The sequence below is a fragment of the Dactylosporangium aurantiacum genome (assembly GCF_000716715.1).
GTDB lineage: Bacteria > Actinomycetota > Actinomycetes > Mycobacteriales > Micromonosporaceae > Dactylosporangium > Dactylosporangium aurantiacum.
The window spans coordinates 157,767-173,359 of record NZ_JNYJ01000003.1; the positions used below are offsets into that span (position 1 = coordinate 157,767).

12 protein-coding genes are annotated in these 15,593 nt (G+C 75.3%); 2 read left to right on the top strand and 10 right to left on the bottom strand.

Going from position 1 to position 15,593, the window contains the following annotated elements:
• Window positions 1-3: 3 nt before the first annotated feature.
• The 4 genes from OP18_RS56785 to OP18_RS04435 form a co-directional block, all read right to left on the bottom strand.
• Window positions 4-165 carry a hypothetical protein gene (locus OP18_RS56785; protein WP_156089291.1) on the bottom strand — a complete coding sequence of 54 codons (162 nt, stop codon included), beginning with the start codon at window positions 163-165 and terminating at the stop codon, window positions 4-6.
• Between the two features lie 80 nt (window positions 166-245).
• Window positions 246-1,175 (bottom strand): hypothetical protein, encoded by a 930-nt coding sequence (locus tag OP18_RS04425; RefSeq protein ID WP_033357404.1) that lies wholly within the window; start codon window positions 1,173-1,175, stop codon window positions 246-248.
• Window positions 1,176-1,461: 286 nt separating this feature from the next.
• The gene (locus OP18_RS04430; protein ID WP_052386217.1) at window positions 1,462-2,190 is read right to left on the bottom strand and encodes a winged helix-turn-helix transcriptional regulator; all 729 of its coding nucleotides are present in this window, start codon (window positions 2,188-2,190) and stop codon (window positions 1,462-1,464) included.
• 142 nt (window positions 2,191-2,332) lie between these two features.
• Window positions 2,333-2,788, bottom strand: a complete 456-nt coding sequence (locus tag OP18_RS04435; RefSeq protein ID WP_033357405.1) for a hypothetical protein — start codon at window positions 2,786-2,788, stop codon at window positions 2,333-2,335.
• Between the two features lie 201 nt (window positions 2,789-2,989).
• On the opposite strand from OP18_RS04435, the gene OP18_RS04440 reads away from it, so the two are divergent.
• Window positions 2,990-5,785 carry an AfsR/SARP family transcriptional regulator gene (locus OP18_RS04440; protein WP_033357406.1) on the top strand — a complete coding sequence of 932 codons (2,796 nt, stop codon included), beginning with the start codon at window positions 2,990-2,992 and terminating at the stop codon, window positions 5,783-5,785.
• Window positions 5,786-5,843: 58 nt separating this feature from the next.
• A complete protein-coding gene (locus OP18_RS04445) occupies window positions 5,844-7,127 on the top strand; it encodes a phenylacetate--CoA ligase family protein (RefSeq protein WP_033357407.1) in 1,284 nt (427 codons plus the stop codon).
• On the opposite strand, the gene OP18_RS04450 is transcribed toward OP18_RS04445, so the two are convergent.
• From OP18_RS04450 to OP18_RS52035, 6 genes are all read right to left on the bottom strand, one after another.
• Window positions 7,111-8,352 carry an ATP-grasp domain-containing protein gene (locus tag OP18_RS04450; protein WP_033357408.1) on the bottom strand — a complete coding sequence of 414 codons (1,242 nt, stop codon included), beginning with the start codon at window positions 8,350-8,352 and terminating at the stop codon, window positions 7,111-7,113. The two genes, OP18_RS04445 and OP18_RS04450, sit on opposite strands and share 17 nt — an antisense overlap.
• Entirely contained in the window at window positions 8,349-9,353 is a 1,005-nt protein-coding gene (locus tag OP18_RS04455; protein ID WP_211273440.1) for a glycosyltransferase family 2 protein, read from the bottom strand. Before OP18_RS04455 ends, OP18_RS04450 begins: the two co-directional genes overlap by 4 nt.
• Window positions 9,354-9,424: 71 nt before the next feature.
• Complete coding sequence (locus OP18_RS04460) at window positions 9,425-10,432, bottom strand: NAD-dependent epimerase/dehydratase family protein (protein WP_033357409.1); 1,008 nt, start codon at window positions 10,430-10,432, stop codon at window positions 9,425-9,427.
• A 34-nt stretch (window positions 10,433-10,466) separates the two neighbouring features.
• Window positions 10,467-11,156: a hypothetical protein gene (locus OP18_RS04465; protein ID WP_052386218.1), complete on the bottom strand. Its 690-nt coding sequence runs from the start codon at window positions 11,154-11,156 to the stop codon at window positions 10,467-10,469.
• A 158-nt stretch (window positions 11,157-11,314) separates the two neighbouring features.
• Entirely contained in the window at window positions 11,315-13,228 is a 1,914-nt protein-coding gene (locus tag OP18_RS52030; RefSeq protein WP_162189744.1) for a sensor histidine kinase, read from the bottom strand.
• A gap of 173 nt (window positions 13,229-13,401) precedes the next feature.
• Window positions 13,402-15,492: an Hsp70 family protein gene (locus OP18_RS52035; RefSeq protein ID WP_052386220.1), complete on the bottom strand. Its 2,091-nt coding sequence runs from the start codon at window positions 15,490-15,492 to the stop codon at window positions 13,402-13,404.
• Between the last annotated feature and the right edge of the window lie 101 nt (window positions 15,493-15,593).

A 15,593-nucleotide genomic window follows, 5' to 3' on the forward strand; every position in this document is an offset into this window, starting at 1 on the left:
CAATCAGGCTGGGGTGACCGCGAGCAGGGCGCCGCCGGGCCGCAGGGCGTACTCGAGGCGTTCGACGGTGTCGTCGTGCACGGACAGGCCGACGACGACGGCGCCGTCCGGCACCGGCCCGGGCGACGGGTCGCCGCCGTGCCGGTGCTGGTGGAGAAGTCGCACTCGAACAGGTCGGTGCCGTCCACCTCACCGGCGAGCAGCCTGGCGAACGTCTCGGTGGTGGCGGCCCGGCCGGGCGCCCCTCACGGCCGCGCGGCCGCGACCAGCTCCCGCACCAGCCGTAGCGCCGCGGCCGACTCGGTCCGGACCCGGTCGTCGCCGAGGGTGGCGGCGAGCCGGGCGCCGCGCTCCGCGGCGGCGACGGCCCGGTGCCGGTCGGCGCCGGCGAGGACCGCCAGGTGCGCGGCGCGGCCGAGGCTGCGGGCCTCGGTGGCCACGTCACCGGCGAGGGACGCGAGGTCCCCGGCGAGCGTGGTCAGCCGGTGCGCCTCGCCGTTGTCGCCGGCCAGGTGGTGCAGGGTCCCCAGGGCGAGCCACGCCCGCGCGGTGACGGTCAGGGGCACGCCGTCGCGGCCGGCCCGGGCGAGGAACTCGCGCAGCAGCGTGATGCCCTCGGCGACGGCGCCGTGCCGGTGCCAGTGCCGCACCAGCGCCGCCCCCAGCCGCTGCCCCGACTCGAGGTCGCCGACGGCGCGGGCGGTGTCGAACGCGGCCCGGATGTTGTCGCCCTCGTGCGCCAGCCGGTCGTCCCCGCAGGCGTCCCAGCCCGTGTCCCGGCCGGTGTCCCAGCCGGCCGTGGCCGCCTCCTCGGCCAGGTCGACCAGCCACCGCAGGTGTGCGCGCCGGGTCGCGTCCCGCTCGACGCTGCCCTGCTCCCCCGCGGCGAACCGGCGCACGGCCCCGGGCAGCCGCAGCCGCCCGCCGGCCTCCCGGACGACCAGCGACCGCGCCTCCAGTGCGCCGAGGTGGCCGGCCCGCCCGCCCCGCGACGCGAGCCGCGCCCGCCGCTGCGGGTCGAGCCGGGCGACCAGCCCGTCCACGGCTGGCCCGGTGAACCCGCCGGCGAACACGCTCACCGCCCGCAGCAGCTCCTGCTGTGCGGCGGACAGCAGCGAGTATCTCCCCCGCACCACGATCCCCGGGCGCGCCGGGTCGTGCGACACGTCGTCCATGGCACCTTTCCGATCCGTTCCCGGCACCGTAGGACGTGCCCGGCGCGCCGTCGTCCGCCCAGCGACTGACCGCCGTCAGCTTCCAGGAGGACCCGGCCGCGCCGGTGGAACTACGGGCGCGCGCCAGGCGTCGGATCGACATGGGTTTCGCCGTGGTACTCCGCTGCGGGCGCGCGGCTGGCAGGACCCCAGGTGTCGCCCACCGGCGGCCGGGTGCGGCACTGGAGCGGCCTCATGTCGCCGGAGGAGTTCGCCCGGCACCGGCCGTGCCGCTGACGGCGCCGGGTCACACCGGTTGCAGGAGGGCCTCGGCCTCGGCGACGACGGGCTGCTGCTCGGTGCGGGGCGGCAGGACCAGCGTGTAGCCGACCTGGCGGACGGTGCCGATCATCGACTCGTGCTCGGTGCCGAGCTTGGCGCGCAGCCGGCGCACGTGGACGTCGACGGTGCGGTGACCGCCGAAGTAGTCGTAGCCCCACACCTCGCGCAGCAGCTGGTCGCGGGTGAAGACCCGGCCGGGGTGCTGGGCGAGGTACCGCAGCAGCTCGAACTCCTTGTAGGTGAGGTTGAGCGGGCGGCCCTTGAGCTTGGCGGCGTAGGTGTCGGGGTCGATGCGCAGCCCGCCGGCGGTGATGACGTTGCTGGACGCCCCGGCGGCCGCTAACGCCGCCTGCGTGGCCAGCCGCAGCCGGGCGTCGACCTCGGCGGGGCCGGCGCCGGCCAGCACGACGTCGCTGATGCCCCAGTCGGCGGAGACCGCGACCAGCCCGGACTCCTCGACGACCGCGATCACCGGGGCGCGCAGGCCGGTCGTGCGCAGCAGCCGGCAGAAGGCGCGGGCGTCGGCGAGCCGGTGCCGGGCGTCGACCAGGACCACGTCCGGGTCGGGGCCGGTGGCGCAGGCGGTCACGTCGTACCCGGCGAAGCGCCGCGCGTGGGCCAGCAGGTCCAGGGCCGGCAGGACGCGGCTCGCCGGACCGCCCGCGGACTGGGCCGTCACTACCAGGATCTCCACGCCGTCCCACCTCTCGCCCTGCCGATGCCGGTCAGCGTTCACGACGATTGTTTCGGTTCCGGAAACGTGCGGGCCGCACGTGGCGAAGCCCACACCGGCCGGTGGCCCGGCGGTGACCGCACCGCCGGGCCGGGCCCCGGGGTCAGAATCCGGTGTTCACACCGCTGTAGGTGTGGTCGAAGCCGGAGGTGTACGTGTAGTTGCTGCCCCAGCCGCAGTACCAGACGCTGCCGTTGTCCAGGCACAGCGTGATGAGCGAGTGGGAGTTGTTGTCGGTGTACGACAGGTAGTACGAGTTCGTGTCGTAGCCGCCGTAGTGGCTCTCCCACTCGCCGTCGTTCTGGATGTGCTCCGAGGCCCGCCAGCCGGCGAACTGGCTGGTGAAGTAGGTCTGGTAGTAGTTGTTGTCGTTGCAGGTGCCGTTGACCGGGTTCTCGGTCACGTAGACGGTGCCGTTGACGGTGAGCGAGTGGGTGAACTCGGTGCCGGCGACACAGCCCGCGTGCGCGGTGCCGGGCACGACGAGGGCGAGCGCGGTGGTGGCGAGCAGCCCGAGCGTCGCGGTCAACGCCCGGACCCGGTGCCTTCCGATCATCATGGTGTTCCCTTCCGGTGACGGGGTTTCGTGCTGCCACCATCCGGGGGCGGGCTTCGGCGGACCTTGCGACGGACCTTGCGACGGACCTGCGACGGCCGTCGATGCCGCGTCGGCTTGCCGACACAGGCCGGTTGTCCTGGCAAAACGACTTGGACCGCGGCTCGCCGCCGGGGCGACACTGCTGCCGAGGGGGTGACTGCCATGGCGGACTCGGCCGGTCGGATACGCATCCGGCTGCTGGGCGGCGTCACGGCGGGCATCGACCACGGACAGGGCGAGGTGGCCGTCGATCTGGGCCACGAGCGGCAGCGGTGCGTCCTGGCCGCGCTGCTGGTGGAGCCCGGCCGGCCCGTCCCCGCCGACGTGCTGCTGGACCGCGCCTGGGGCGAGCGGCTGCCGCGGCATCCGCGCGACACCCTGTACAGCTACCTGTCGCGGCTGCGGGCGGCGCTGGCCGGCGGCGGCTGTGCGGTGCTGCGGCGGGCGTCCGGTTACGTGGTGCAGGTCGACCCGCTCGACGTCGACCTGCACCTGTTCGACGATCTCGTCCGCCGCGCCGGTACCGCCACCGACGGCGGCGCCTTCGACCTGCTCGGCACGGCGCTGGGCCTGTGGACCGGGGACGCGTTCGGCGGGCTCGACACGCCGTGGCTCGACGGGGTCCGCCGGGAGCTGCACCGCCGGCGGCGCGGCGCGCAGCACTGGCACGCCGAGCTGGCGCTGCGGCTGGACCGGCACGCCGAGGTGCTGGACGCGCTGCTGGCCCGCGCCGACGCCGACCCGCTGGACGAGCGGCTGGCCGGGGCGGCGCTGCAGGCGTTGCACCGGTGCGGCCGGCGGTCGGAGGCCCTCGCCCGCTACGCGGAGCTGCGCCGGCAGCTGGCGGAGCAGCTCGGCGTCGAACCCGGCGACGAGCTGCGCGACCTGCACCGGCGGATGGTGCGCCCCGCCGGGGAGCTGCCGGCGGTGGCCCGGCCGGCCGGCGGGCCGCAGCAGGTGCCGGCCCCGCCGGCCGCGTTCACCGGCCGGGCCGCCCAGCTCGCCGAGGTGACCGCGGCCGTGCGAGCAACCGGCGGGGGTTCCGCGGCCGGACCGGTCGTGGTCATCGGCGGTCCCGGCGGCGTCGGCAAGACGTGGCTGGCGCTGCGCTGGGCGCACGAGTACCGCGACCGGTTCCCGGACGGCCGGCTGTACGTGCACCTGCGCGGCTTCGACCCGGCCGCCGAGCCGCTGTGCCCGCAGGCCGCGACGCGGCGGTTCCTGGCCGCGCTCGGCGTCGCCGCGGAGGCGCTGCCGGCCGACGCGGACGAGCGCCAGGCGCTGCTGCGCCAGCTGCTCGCCGGCCGCCGGATGCTCGTGGTGCTCGACGACGCCCGCGACAGCGCCCAGGTGGTGCCGCTGCTGCCGGGTTCGCCGACGGTGACCGTGCTGGTCACCAGCCGGCGGCGGCTCACCGGGCTGGTCGCCGCGCACGGCGCCCGCCCGGTCCTGCTCGGCTGCATGACCGCCGCGGAGGCCGCCGAGCTGCTGCGGGCCCGGCTGGGGGCGGCGCGGCTGGCGGCGGAGCCGGCGGCGGCCGCGGCGCTGCTGCCGCTGTGCGCGGGCCTGCCGCTCGCGCTGGGCATCGTCGCGGCCCGCGCCGCCACCGACCCGCACGGCCGGCTGGGCACCCTGGTCGCGGAGCTGACCGCGCGGCGGACCCGGCTGGACGCGCTGGACGCCGGTGACCTGGCGATGAGTCTGCGCACGGTCATGGCCGGTTCGGTGCGTCACCTGACGGCCCCCGCCGCGGAGCTGTTCGGGCTGCTCAGTCTCGGGCCGGGCCCGGACATCGGCGGGCCGGCGGCGGCGAGCCTGGCCGGTCGCCCGGCGGCCGGGCGCTGGCCCGAGCTGCGCGAGCTGCTCGACGCCGGGCTGGTCGCCGAGGACCCGCCGGGGCGGTTCCGGATGCACGACCTGGTCCGCCTGTACGGCATGGAGCTGGCCGGCGCCGGTGCCCGGGGTGCGGTGCGGCGGCTGCTCGATCACTACGTGCACAGCGCCTGCGCGGCGGCCGGCCTGCTGGAGCCGCTGCGGGATCCGCTGCCGCTGCCGCCGCCGCTGCCGGGGGTGCGGCCGGAGACGTTCGGTGACCGGCGGGCCGCCGCGGCCTGGTTCGAGGCGCACGAGCAGGTGCTGCCGGCGGCCGTGCGGCTCGCCGGCGGGGCCGGCTTCGACCGGCACGCGTGGCAGCTGGCGTGGGCGATGGTGTACGTGCTGGACCAGCACGGCGACTGGCACGGCCAGGTGGACGTGCACGTGACCGCGGTGCGCTCGGCCCGGCGGCTCGGTGACGACACGGCGCTCGCGCACGCGCACCGGGGGCTCGCCCGGGTGTACACGTGGCTGCGCCGCTTCGACGAGGCGAGGGCCGAGCTGGCGGCCGCACTGGCCGCGTACCGGCGGCTCGGCGACGAGGCGGGGCAGGGGTTCGTGTACCGCAGCCTGGCGCGGGTGTCGGCCCGGCAGGGCCGGCCGGACCGGGCGCTCACCGACGACCGCCGGGCCCTGGCGATGTTCGACGCGGCCGGGCACGAGCACGGTCGCGCGCAGACGCTGAACGCGCTGGGCTGGCACCTGGCGCACCTCGGCGCGCACGAGGACGCCGTGCGCTGCTGCGCCCGGGCGATCGCGCTGCAGCAGCGCCTCGGTGACCGCCACGGTGAGGGGCTCACCTGGGACACCCTGGCGTACTCCCGGCACCGCAGCGGCCTGCCGGGGCAGGCGGTGCGCTGCTACGAGCGGGCCGCGGCGCTGCTGCGCGAGCAGGGCGACCGCTACCAGGAGGCGGTGGTGACCGAGCACCTCGGCGACGTGTACGCCGCGCTCGGCGACCAGGCGCAGGCCCGCGCGGCGTGGCGGCGCTCGGCCGGGCTGCTGGCGGCGCTCGGCCACCCCGACGCCGGCGCCGTGCGGGCGAAGGCCGCGCCGCCCGCGCCGGCACCGCCGCATGCATAGACGTACGCGCATGGGTTGGGCAGACTGGACGTGGTCGACGGCGTCGAGGAGGACGGCCATGCTGCTGCGGGAGATGGCGTACGTGCCGGTGACGCTGCTGCGGCAGTACGGCGGCCGCGCGGCGCTGCGCAGGTTCCAGCTGCGCCGGTTGAACCGGTTCCTGGCGCACGCGAACGCGCACGTGCCCTACTACCGCGGCACCCTGCCGCGCCTGGAGTCCCTCGCCGACCTGGCCCGCCTGCCGCTGGTGACGAAGGCGGTCATGCGCGCCACCCCGAACCGGCGGTTCGTCGCCGACGGCGTGGACACCGGCGCCTGCCTGGAGTGGTCCAGTAGCGGCACGACCGGGCACCGGGTCACCGGCTGGCACGACATGAACGCCCACGACTACCACATGGCCGCCTGCGTGCGGCGGTTCTTCGCGACCCGCCGGTACCTGCCGTGGGACCGGCTCGCGCACCTCAAGCCGTTCCCGATGCCGGGCCGGCTGGTGGAGAAGGTGGGCCTGTTCCGCCGGCACGTCATCCTCACCACGGCGCCGCCCGCCGAGTGGATCGCGGACCTGCTCGCGTACCGCCCGAAGGTGCTCATCGGCTACCCGGTGCACCTGCGGGAGCTGGTGCGCACGATGACCCCCGCCCAGCGGGCCGCGCTGCGCAAGGACCTGCGGCTGGTGCTGACCGAGTCGGAGCTGCTGGTGCCGGCGTGCCGGGCGCTGCTCGAGGAGGGCTTCGGGGTGCCGGTCCGCGACGAGTACTCCGCCTACGAGACGCTGAACATCTACTTCGAGTGCCACCTCGGCGGGCGGCACATCGCCGAGGACCGGGTCTGGGTCGAGGTCCTCGACGAGCACGGCGACGTCGTGCCCGACGGCACCGAGGGACAGATCGTGGTGACCGCGTTCTGGGAGCGGGCGATGCCGCTGGTGCGCTACGCGCTGGGTGACATCGGCACGATCTCGCCGGAGCCGTGCCGGTGCGGGCGGCGGTTCCGGACGATGACGCTGACCAGCGGGCGGATGAACGACGCGGTGGTCCTGCCGGACGGGCGGAAGCTCTTCGGCGACGTGTTCCTGGGCGTGGCGATGTACGAGCCGGGCGTCGCGGAGATGTACGTGCGGCAGGACGCCGCCGGCACGATCAGCGTGTACGTCGTGCCGGACGGCTCGCTGCCGGCCGAGCGGGTGCTGGCCGGCACCGAACGGACGCTGCAGGAGCGGGCCGGCGCGCCGGTGCCGCTGCGGATGCACCTCAGCGACCGCATCCCGCTGACCCCCGGCGGCAAGGGCCAGCTGGTGCGCAGCGAGTACGCGCCGGCGCTGGCGGTCAACCGGGCAGACTGACCCCGGCGGGCTCGGCGGCGGGCTCGGCGGGTGCCGGGGCGAACCGCAGCACGAGCACGTCCAGGGCCGCCGCGAGCCGCGCCTGCGCGGTGGCCGTGTCGGGGCCGGTCACCACCAGGTAGCCGATCTTGTTCGCGGACTGGTCGAACGGGCGGACGACCGCGCCCGGCTCGGCGTACACCTCGCAGCACACGACGCCGGGCAGCGCGCGGGCCCGCGCCACGCCATCGACGGCGGTCAGCACCGCGTCGCCGGGCAGCGGCGAGGCCAGCACGTGGATGATGCCGGCGTCGTCGCGCGACGGGGTGAGGTCGAACGGCTCACCCAGGGCCAGCGACACCAGCGCGGCGACGGTGTCCACGCCGTACATGTGCCGCATGAGCAGCGGGAAGGCGTTGCCGCACAGCCGGGCGTTGGCCTCCAGCACGGCGAACGAGCCGTCGGCGCGCAGGATGACGTCGAAGTTGGCCGGGCCGTCGGTCAGGTCGATCGCCCGGCACAGCCGCCCGGCGGCCAGCACGAGCCGGTCGCGGACGGCCGCGGCGACGGCGGCCGGGCCGGTGTGCCCGCCGATCACGAAGCGCGGTCCGGGCACGAGGCGCTTCTCGGTGATGCCGGCGAACGCGACCTGCCCGGCGCGCATGAACACGTCGACGGTGAGATTGCGCCCGGCGAGGAACTCCTCCACCAGCAGTGGCCCGCCGGGGGTGGTGAAGCGGGCCGCGTAGTCCAGGGCCGCCGGCAGGTCCGCCGGATCCTCGACGAAGCTGATGCCCTTGCTGCCGGAGGTGTCCGGCGGCTTGACCACGACGGGGAACCCGATGTCGTGCGCGGCGCGGGTCAGCGCGGCCCGGTCGCCGCCCTCGTGCCACCGGTACCCGGGGACCCCGGTCGCGCGCACGATCCGGTGGAACTCCGACTTGTCCAGCGAGGCGCGGGCGGCGCCGGCCGGGAACCGGTACGGCAGCTCGTAGCGCCGGCTCAGCTCGTGCCAGCTCCACAGCCCGGCCTCGCTGGCGGCGGCCACGACGGCGGTGGGGCGGCGGCCGTCGAGCGCGGCGACGATGCCCTCGTGGTCCTTGATGCTGACCGGCAGCCACACGTCGGCGTACGGGTACGCGGGCCGGTCGCGGCGCACGTCGACGCCGATGGTGGGGATGCCGCGGCGGCGGGCCTCGAGGTAGACCGGCAGCTGGTCCTCGCTGGCCCCGAGGATGAGCATCATCGGGCCGGCTCCCGCACGGCGGGCGCGTCGGCGTACAGCGAGTCCTCCGGCGCGATCGGGATGTTCGCCTCCCGCACGTAGAACAGCGCCGGGCGCACCGAGCCACGCACCAAGCGGTGCACGTACGCGGCGAGGACACCCACGGCGCCGAGCAGCACGACCTCGCCGGCGAGCGCACCGGCCAAGGCCCCGCCGGCCCCGGCGGCAACGGCGGCTCCGGCGGCGAGCACGACCAGGACGGCGAGCGTGACCGCGGCGTACACCCAGACGAGAGGGCGCAGCGAGAAGCCGAAGAACAGCTCGGCGCTGTGCGCGAACAGCCGCCACACGGCCCACCGGGACCCGCCGTCCTGCCGCTGCCGGTGCGCGACGTCCACGGTGGCCCAGCGGGCGCCGAGCAGCGGCATGGTGGCGACGAAGTACGGGGTGGCCAGGCGCAGGTCGACGGCCCGGCGGGCGACGCTGCCCCGGACCACGCGGAACACCGACGAGCCGTAGACCAGGTCGACGCCGAACAGCCGCTGCGCGAGGCGCTGCTGGACGGCGGAGCCGAGGCGGCGGAACAGCGGGTCGTGGCGTTCCCGGCGGATGCCGTAGACCACGTCGTAGCCTTCGAGGGCCTTGGCGATGAGCTTCGGCGCCTCGGCCGGCGGCGACTGCAGGTCGGCGTCCAGCTGCACCACCCAGGTGCCGCGGGCGTAGCGGAACCCGGCGCCGTGGGCGGCCTCGAGGCCGAAGTTGCGGGAGAACGACACGTACCGCACCCGGGGGTCGCGGGCGCTGAGCGCCTTGACCTTGTCGAGGGTGCCGTCGGTGGAGCCGTCGTCGACGAACAGGATCTCCAGGTCCGGGTAGCCGGACAGGGCCGCGTCGATGGTCGCGTGGACCTCGTCGACCTGCCCCTCCTCGTTGAAGCAGGGGATGAACGCGGTGAGCGACGGCGGCCGTGGCGGGTCACCGCCGGTGCGTTGGCTCGGCACCGCCGGGCGGGTGGCGGTCACCGGGGCGGCCAGGGGCGGGGACCGCTGGTGGATGTGCGGCGCATGCGACCTCCTCGACTCCGGACAGCACTTCAGTCGCGCAGCACGGCCAGCCACGACGGTGGCAGGTTGCGGCGCACCTCGATCGCGTCGAACACCGACGGCTCGCGCGGGCCGTGCCGGCGCACCCAGGCGGCCATCGCCGCGAGCCCTTCGGCCAGGGGTGTCTCGCCGGTGAGCCCGAAGCACTTGCGGACCTTGTCGTGGTCGGCGTACGCCTGCCGCACCTCGTTGCGGGCCGGCAGGTGGGTGACCCGCAGCGGCACGCCCATCGCGTCGGCGGTCGCGCGGGCCAGCTCGTTGAGCGAGTAGACGGTGTCGCCGCCGATGTTGAACGTCTCGTTGTAGGCGGCCGGGTTCGTCACCGACCGGGCCAGCACCGGTGCCACGTCGCCGATGTGGGTGAACGCGCGGACCTGCTCCCCGTCGCCGAACACGGTGAACGGCTCGCCGCGCAGCGCCTGGTTCATGAAGATGCCGATGACGTTGCGGTACCGGTCGCCGATGTTCTGGTACTCGCCGTAGACGTTGTGCGGGCGGAAGATGACGTACGGCAGGCCGAACATCTCGTGGGTGACCCGCAGCTCCTGCTCGACGGTGAGCTTGGCGATGCCGTACGGGTCCTCCGGCGCGGGCACCAGGTCCTCGCTCATCGGCACCTGGTTGCTGCCGTAGACGGCGATCGATGAGGTGAACACGAAGCAGCGCACGGTGCCCGCGTTGACCGCGGCGTTGATCAGGGTGACGCTGCCGATGACGTTGTTGGTGTAGTTGTACCGCTTGATGAAGTGGCTCAGCCCTTCGGCGGCGTACGCGGCGAGGTGGAACACGTAGTCGAACCGGAACTCCGCGAACAGCGCGGCGACGGCCGGCGCGTCGCACACGTCACCCCGCCGGAACACCGCGCCGTCGGGCACGTTGTGCGGGGAGCCGCCGCTGAGGTCGTCCAGGACGACGACCCGGTGGCCGTCGGCGAGCAGCGCGCGGGCCACGTTCGCCCCGATGAACCCGGCACCGCCGGTGACCAGCGCCGTCGCCATATGAGGTCTCCTTCCGCCGGTCGCCGCGCCGGTGTCAGATCCGGGCCTCGACTTGCTCCGTCCGGGCGGTGGCCGGGTCGCCGCGGCGCCAGGAGCGCGGGAGCGTGAACCACCGGGTCGGCGCCGCCAGCACCAGCACGACGAGCACCACGTGCACGGCGATGAAGGCGTACGCCTCGTATTTGCTCGGGTAGTGGCCGAGGAACACCTTGATGTGCGACGCCCAGGTCCACACGTCCGGGATGGTGCTCCACCGCGGGTCGGTGTGGTCGTTGACCGTGAGGAACGCCAGGTCCTCCAGACCCGACACCATGATCAGCAGCATCGCGTAGGCGACCCGCCGGGCGTTGCCGGGTGTGCCGCCACCGAGCCGGTACGCGAGGGTGAGCGACACGATGACGATCGGGGTCAGCACGAGAATGTGGTAGTAGACGGTCGGGAAATCGTCCAGGAAAAAGAAGATCTTCGGCACGAAGTACAGGAAGAACACGCAGAACGTGATCGGGACCAGAATCCGCACCAGGTGCAGCCGCCGGGCCAGCTCCACGTCCAGGCGGGCGATCGCCTCGGTGGCGAAGACGAACGGCAGCAGCTTGAACAGGAAGATCCCCAGCGACTTGACCTCGCGGTCGTGCGGCAGGGCGAACCACACCACGGCGGCGGTGCCGGCGGCCAGTGCCAGCAGGACGAGAAACGCCGCATTCCGGCGCAGAACCTGGCTCATCGGCTGCCCCCTTCCGGTCGGTGCCCGAAACGCGACGGCGCTACGGCTGCGAACCCGCCCGAAGCATACGCGTCCGTCACTGCGTCAGCACGGGATGCAATTGACGCCAGCAAATGATCGAGGGGTCATGCAAGGGGGTCCCCGGGCGCGGGCGCGGGTCAGTCCCGGTCCACCGGCAGCCGGACGTCCAGGTGGGTGCCGCCGCCGGTCGGGCTCTCCAGGTGGATCGTGCCGCCCAGCGCCTCGATGCGGTCGGTCAGGCCGACGAGGCCGGACCCGCGCCGGGGATCCGCGCCGCCGGCGCCGTCGTCGCTGACGGACACCTCGACGTGCCCGTCGCGCACCGCCGCGCGCACCCGCACCACGCTGGCCCTGGCGTGCTTGGTGGCGTTGGCGAGCGCCTCGGCGACCGTGTAGTAGGCGGCGACCTCGACCGGCTCGGGCAGCCGGCCCGGCAGGTCCAGGTCGAGCTCCACGGGCACCGACGAGCGGCGGGCCAGGGCCTTGAACGCGGGCCGCAGACCGCCCTCGGTCAGGATCGCCGGGTGCACGCCGCGGGAGATCTCCCGCACGTCGTCGACCGTGCCGTTGAGCCCGGCGACCACCGCGGACAGCTCCTCCCGCAGCTGCGGCAGCTGCGGCGGGACGGTCAGCTGGATGCGCCGCACGTCCAACCCGAGCGACAGCAGCCGCTGCTGCACGCCGTCGTGCAGGTTGCGCTCGATGCGGCGGCGGGTCTGGTCGGTGGCGAGGACCACCCGGGCGCGGGAGGCGATGAGGTCGTCGCGGGCCTGCGCGTTCGCCACGGCGGTGCCGATGAGGTCGGTGGCCTCCGCGAGCCGCGCCTGCGCCTCCGGCGGCATCTGCCGGTCCCCCATCGTCGACACGGTGACCGCGCCCCAGAGACGGCCCTCGACGTGGATCGGCGCGCTGACCGACGCGCGCGCCCCGCGGGAGCGCACGTACGCGGCGAGCGGTCCGGTCGCCCCCTCGTAGGAGTCCATCCGCGCCGCCGCACTGGTACGCCGCACCGTGCCCGTGACGTTGTCGCCGTGCAGCTGTACCACGGTGCCGACCGGCAGGGCCAGGTCGGGCGTGCCCCAGGCGGCCACGACGGTGCCGGTGCCGTCGGGCTTGAACCGCACGATCCGCGCCGCGCCCGCGTCCATGAGCTGCCCGAGCTCCTCGACGACGGCGGCGAGCACCTCGCTCGGTGAGCCGCCCCGGGCGACGAGGGTGGCGACCCGGCGCAGCGCCGTCTGGGTCTCGGCGAACTGCCCGACCTCGTCGTGGCTGCGCTGCAGGGAGTCGCCCATCACGTTGAACGACCGCTCCAGCCGGCCGATCTCCGCCTTGCCCGTCTCCGGCATGCGGGTGCCGAGGTCGCCGCGGGCGAGCCGGTCGGCCATCGTCGCGGCCCGGCGGATCGGCTGCACCAGCAGCCTGGTCTGGTAGCCGCCGACGAGCGCGATGATGATCGCCGATCCCGCCAGCCCGACGAGGATCGCGGTCATCTCCCGGTTCCCCGTCGTCTCGGCGTGCTTGTCGCGGGCCATGATGACGTCGCGCTCGGACATCCTGAACTCGGTCAGGTCCTCGCGGAGCTGATCGACGCGCCGCTCGCCGTCCAGCAGCGTGGCCACGCTGCGGGGCTGCGGGTCGCCGCGCAGGGCGGCGTCCAGCGCGGGGCGCGAGTACTCCTGCACGTACGCGGTGCTGGTGTGCGTGATCTGCGCGACCTGCCGCCGCTGCGCGACGGTGGTGGCGAGCCGGGTCAGCTGCGCGTTCGCGGCGAGCAGGGCGCTCTGCGCCGCCTGCCACCGGTCCAGGAACCTGCTGTCGCCCGACAGGGTGTACGCCTGCTGCGCCGCCTGCAGGTCCATGACGTGCCGGTGGACCTCGTCGGCGACGGCGAACAGCTCGTGCGAGCGGCGCGACAGCCGGGACGTCTCGCGGTCCTCGCCGATCGACACGAACAGCGTGCCGAAGGCCCCGCCGACGAACAGCAGCAGCGCGCAGGTGGCCAGCACCATCCGGCGGATCAGCCCACCCTGCCCACCACGCACGTTCACCAGTGACCTCCGACGTCCTCGGTAGTCGCCCATGCCCCGGACGGTCCCGCTCACGCCTCTTCGCGCCATCCGGGTGGGTGGTTCCCCCTGGCGCGCCGCCGGGTCGCCGGACGGCACCGGCCCGACGCCGCGGGTGACGCCGGGGATGGTGCCGATGGCGGCGGTCCCGGTCGCTACGCCGACACGCGGCAGCCGGCTTCCTCGGCGTACCCGTGGTCGGTGACCTTCGCCGGCATGTCGACCTGGACCTGCAGGATGTTGTTGGTCTCGTCGGTCTCGGCGACGAACTTGAGCGGGTCGGCGACGATCGTCACGATGGTCTTGCGGCCGAGCACCTGCGGTGCCTTGGCCGCGGGCAGCTGGAGCGAGCCGTAGGACACCCCGGGGTTGTCGTCGAACGACGTCGTGATGCCGTTGAGGTCGCCGTCGTCGTCGAAGTACCGTACGTCGCCCTCGATGCCGGCGGCGGCGAACCGCAGCCCGAAGCCGGAGCTGCCGGACTTGATCACACCGGTGACGACGCCGCGTACCGCGACCCAGATCACCACGTCGCCCGGGGCGGTGTCGTCCCAGGTGCCGACGTGGCACGGGGCGCCGGTCTTGACCAGCGCCAGGGCGAGGTCGCCGGTCGGCACCGCGGGGGTCGGTGACGCCCGCGTGGGCGACGGGCCGGGCGACGGTGAGGCGCTGCGCGACGTGACGGCCGGCGACGGCGACCGGCCGTCCGCCGCCCGGTCGCCGGCGTCGGCGGCACCGTTGGCGACCAGCGTCACGACGAGCGCGGCGACGACGAGCAGCCCACCGGCCGCGGCGACCGGGACCGGCCGGGCCAGTCCGCGCAGCCGCGCCACGAGCCCGGCTGCCGCTCCGACCGTCCCGGGCGCGCCTGCCGCTCCGGCCGCCGCCGGCCCGGCTGCCGCTCCGACCGTCCCCGGCGCGCCTGCCGCTCCGACTGCCGCCGGCCCGGCTGCCGCTCCGGCCGTCCCGGGCCCGGCCACGACTGGTCCCGCCGCGGGTCCGGCCGCCGCGGGTCCGGATCCGGTCGTCGGGCCGGGTGGTGCCGGCTCCGGCTCATGGGGCACCATCGCCCAGGCCGGGGCCGCCGGCCACTCCTGCGCCACCGACGGCTCCGGCAGCGGATCGGCGGGCACCGGGTGCACGGCGGCGTCCGCCGGCACCGTGGCCGGCGCGGCAATCGGGCCCGGTGGCTGCGGCGGCGGGTGCGGCGCGGTGAGGCTGCCCAGGGCGACCGCCAGCTCAGGCTGGTCGACCGGTGCCGCGGGCAGCCCGAACTGCCGGTGCAGCAGCGTCGCGACGAGCGGGACCCGGCTCGAGCCGCCGACGCGGTACAGGGCGTCCGCGGTGACCCCCGCCTCCCGCAGCGCCGCCCGGGCCGCGCCGACGGTCCGGTCGAGGATCGGCATCGCCAGGGCCTCGAGCTGCTCCCGGCCGAGCGGCACCTCGGTGTCCAGCAGCGGCACGTGCACGAAGGTCGCGCCGTTGCGGGACAGTGACTCCTTCGCCGCCCGCACGTTGTCCCACAGTTGGAGGCGGGCCCGCAGGTCGGCGGGGGTGCGCGGGTGGTGCAGCCTGGTCCAGGCCGGGTCGGCGGGGCGCAGCTGGGCGTGGATGGCCGCGACGAGCGCCGCGTCGATGTCCAGCCCTCCGGCGTCCGCGAGCCCGTGCGAGGCGAGCACCTGCAGCTGCCCGTCGGTGCGGCGCACGACGGACGCGTCGAACGTGCCGGCGCCGAAGTCGTAGACCAGCGCGGTCTGCCCCTCGACCAGGCCGGCCGGCGTGCTGGCGAGGAAGTAGGCGGCGCCCGCGACCGGCTCCGGCACCAGCGTCACGTCCGGCAGTCCCGCGGCGGCGGCCGCGTCGACGAGCACCGCCCGCCGGCTGGCGCCCCAGGCGACCGGGTACGTCAGCACCGTGCGGTCCGCGGTGCCCCCGGCCTCGACGGCGACCCGGCGCAGGACGGCGGTGACCGCGTCGACGACCGGCACCTCCACCTCGCCCAGCAGCAGAGAGCCGTCCACGACGTGCCGCTTGGGGTTCGGCTCGTAGGCGGCGGGCCGGGCCGCGGCCCGCTGCTGGGCGTCCCGCCCGACGATCAGCCGGCCGCCGGCGTCGGCGAAGACCGCCGACGGCAGCAGCGGCGAGCCGTCGAAGAGCACCAGCCGCGCCTCACCGGCCGGGGTCCGCAGCGCGGCGACGGTGTTGGATGTGCCGAAGTCGACACCGAGGACTGCCGACCCGGTCACGGCACGAAGTTTAGGTGCGGCGGCCCACGGCGTTGAAGGTCCGTTCGGCCGACCGCGCCGCCATCCACTCGGCACCGCGGCGGCCGCTGTCCGGCCGGCAC

Coding starts and splice junctions, on each gene's coding strand:
- OP18_RS04425 (WP_033357404.1), bottom strand. CDS start 1,175: ATGGACGACGTGTCGCACGACCCGGCGCGCCCGGGGATCGTGGTGCGG.
- OP18_RS04450 (WP_033357408.1), bottom strand. CDS start 8,352: ATGATGCTCATCCTCGGGGCCAGCGAGGACCAGCTGCCGGTCTACCTC.
- OP18_RS04465 (WP_052386218.1), bottom strand. CDS start 11,156: ATGAGCCAGGTTCTGCGCCGGAATGCGGCGTTTCTCGTCCTGCTGGCA.
- OP18_RS04445 (WP_033357407.1), top strand. CDS start 5,844: ATGCTGCTGCGGGAGATGGCGTACGTGCCGGTGACGCTGCTGCGGCAG.
- OP18_RS04460 (WP_033357409.1), bottom strand. CDS start 10,432: ATGGCGACGGCGCTGGTCACCGGCGGTGCCGGGTTCATCGGGGCGAAC.
- OP18_RS04435 (WP_033357405.1), bottom strand. CDS start 2,788: ATGATGATCGGAAGGCACCGGGTCCGGGCGTTGACCGCGACGCTCGGG.
- OP18_RS04440 (WP_033357406.1), top strand. CDS start 2,990: ATGGCGGACTCGGCCGGTCGGATACGCATCCGGCTGCTGGGCGGCGTC.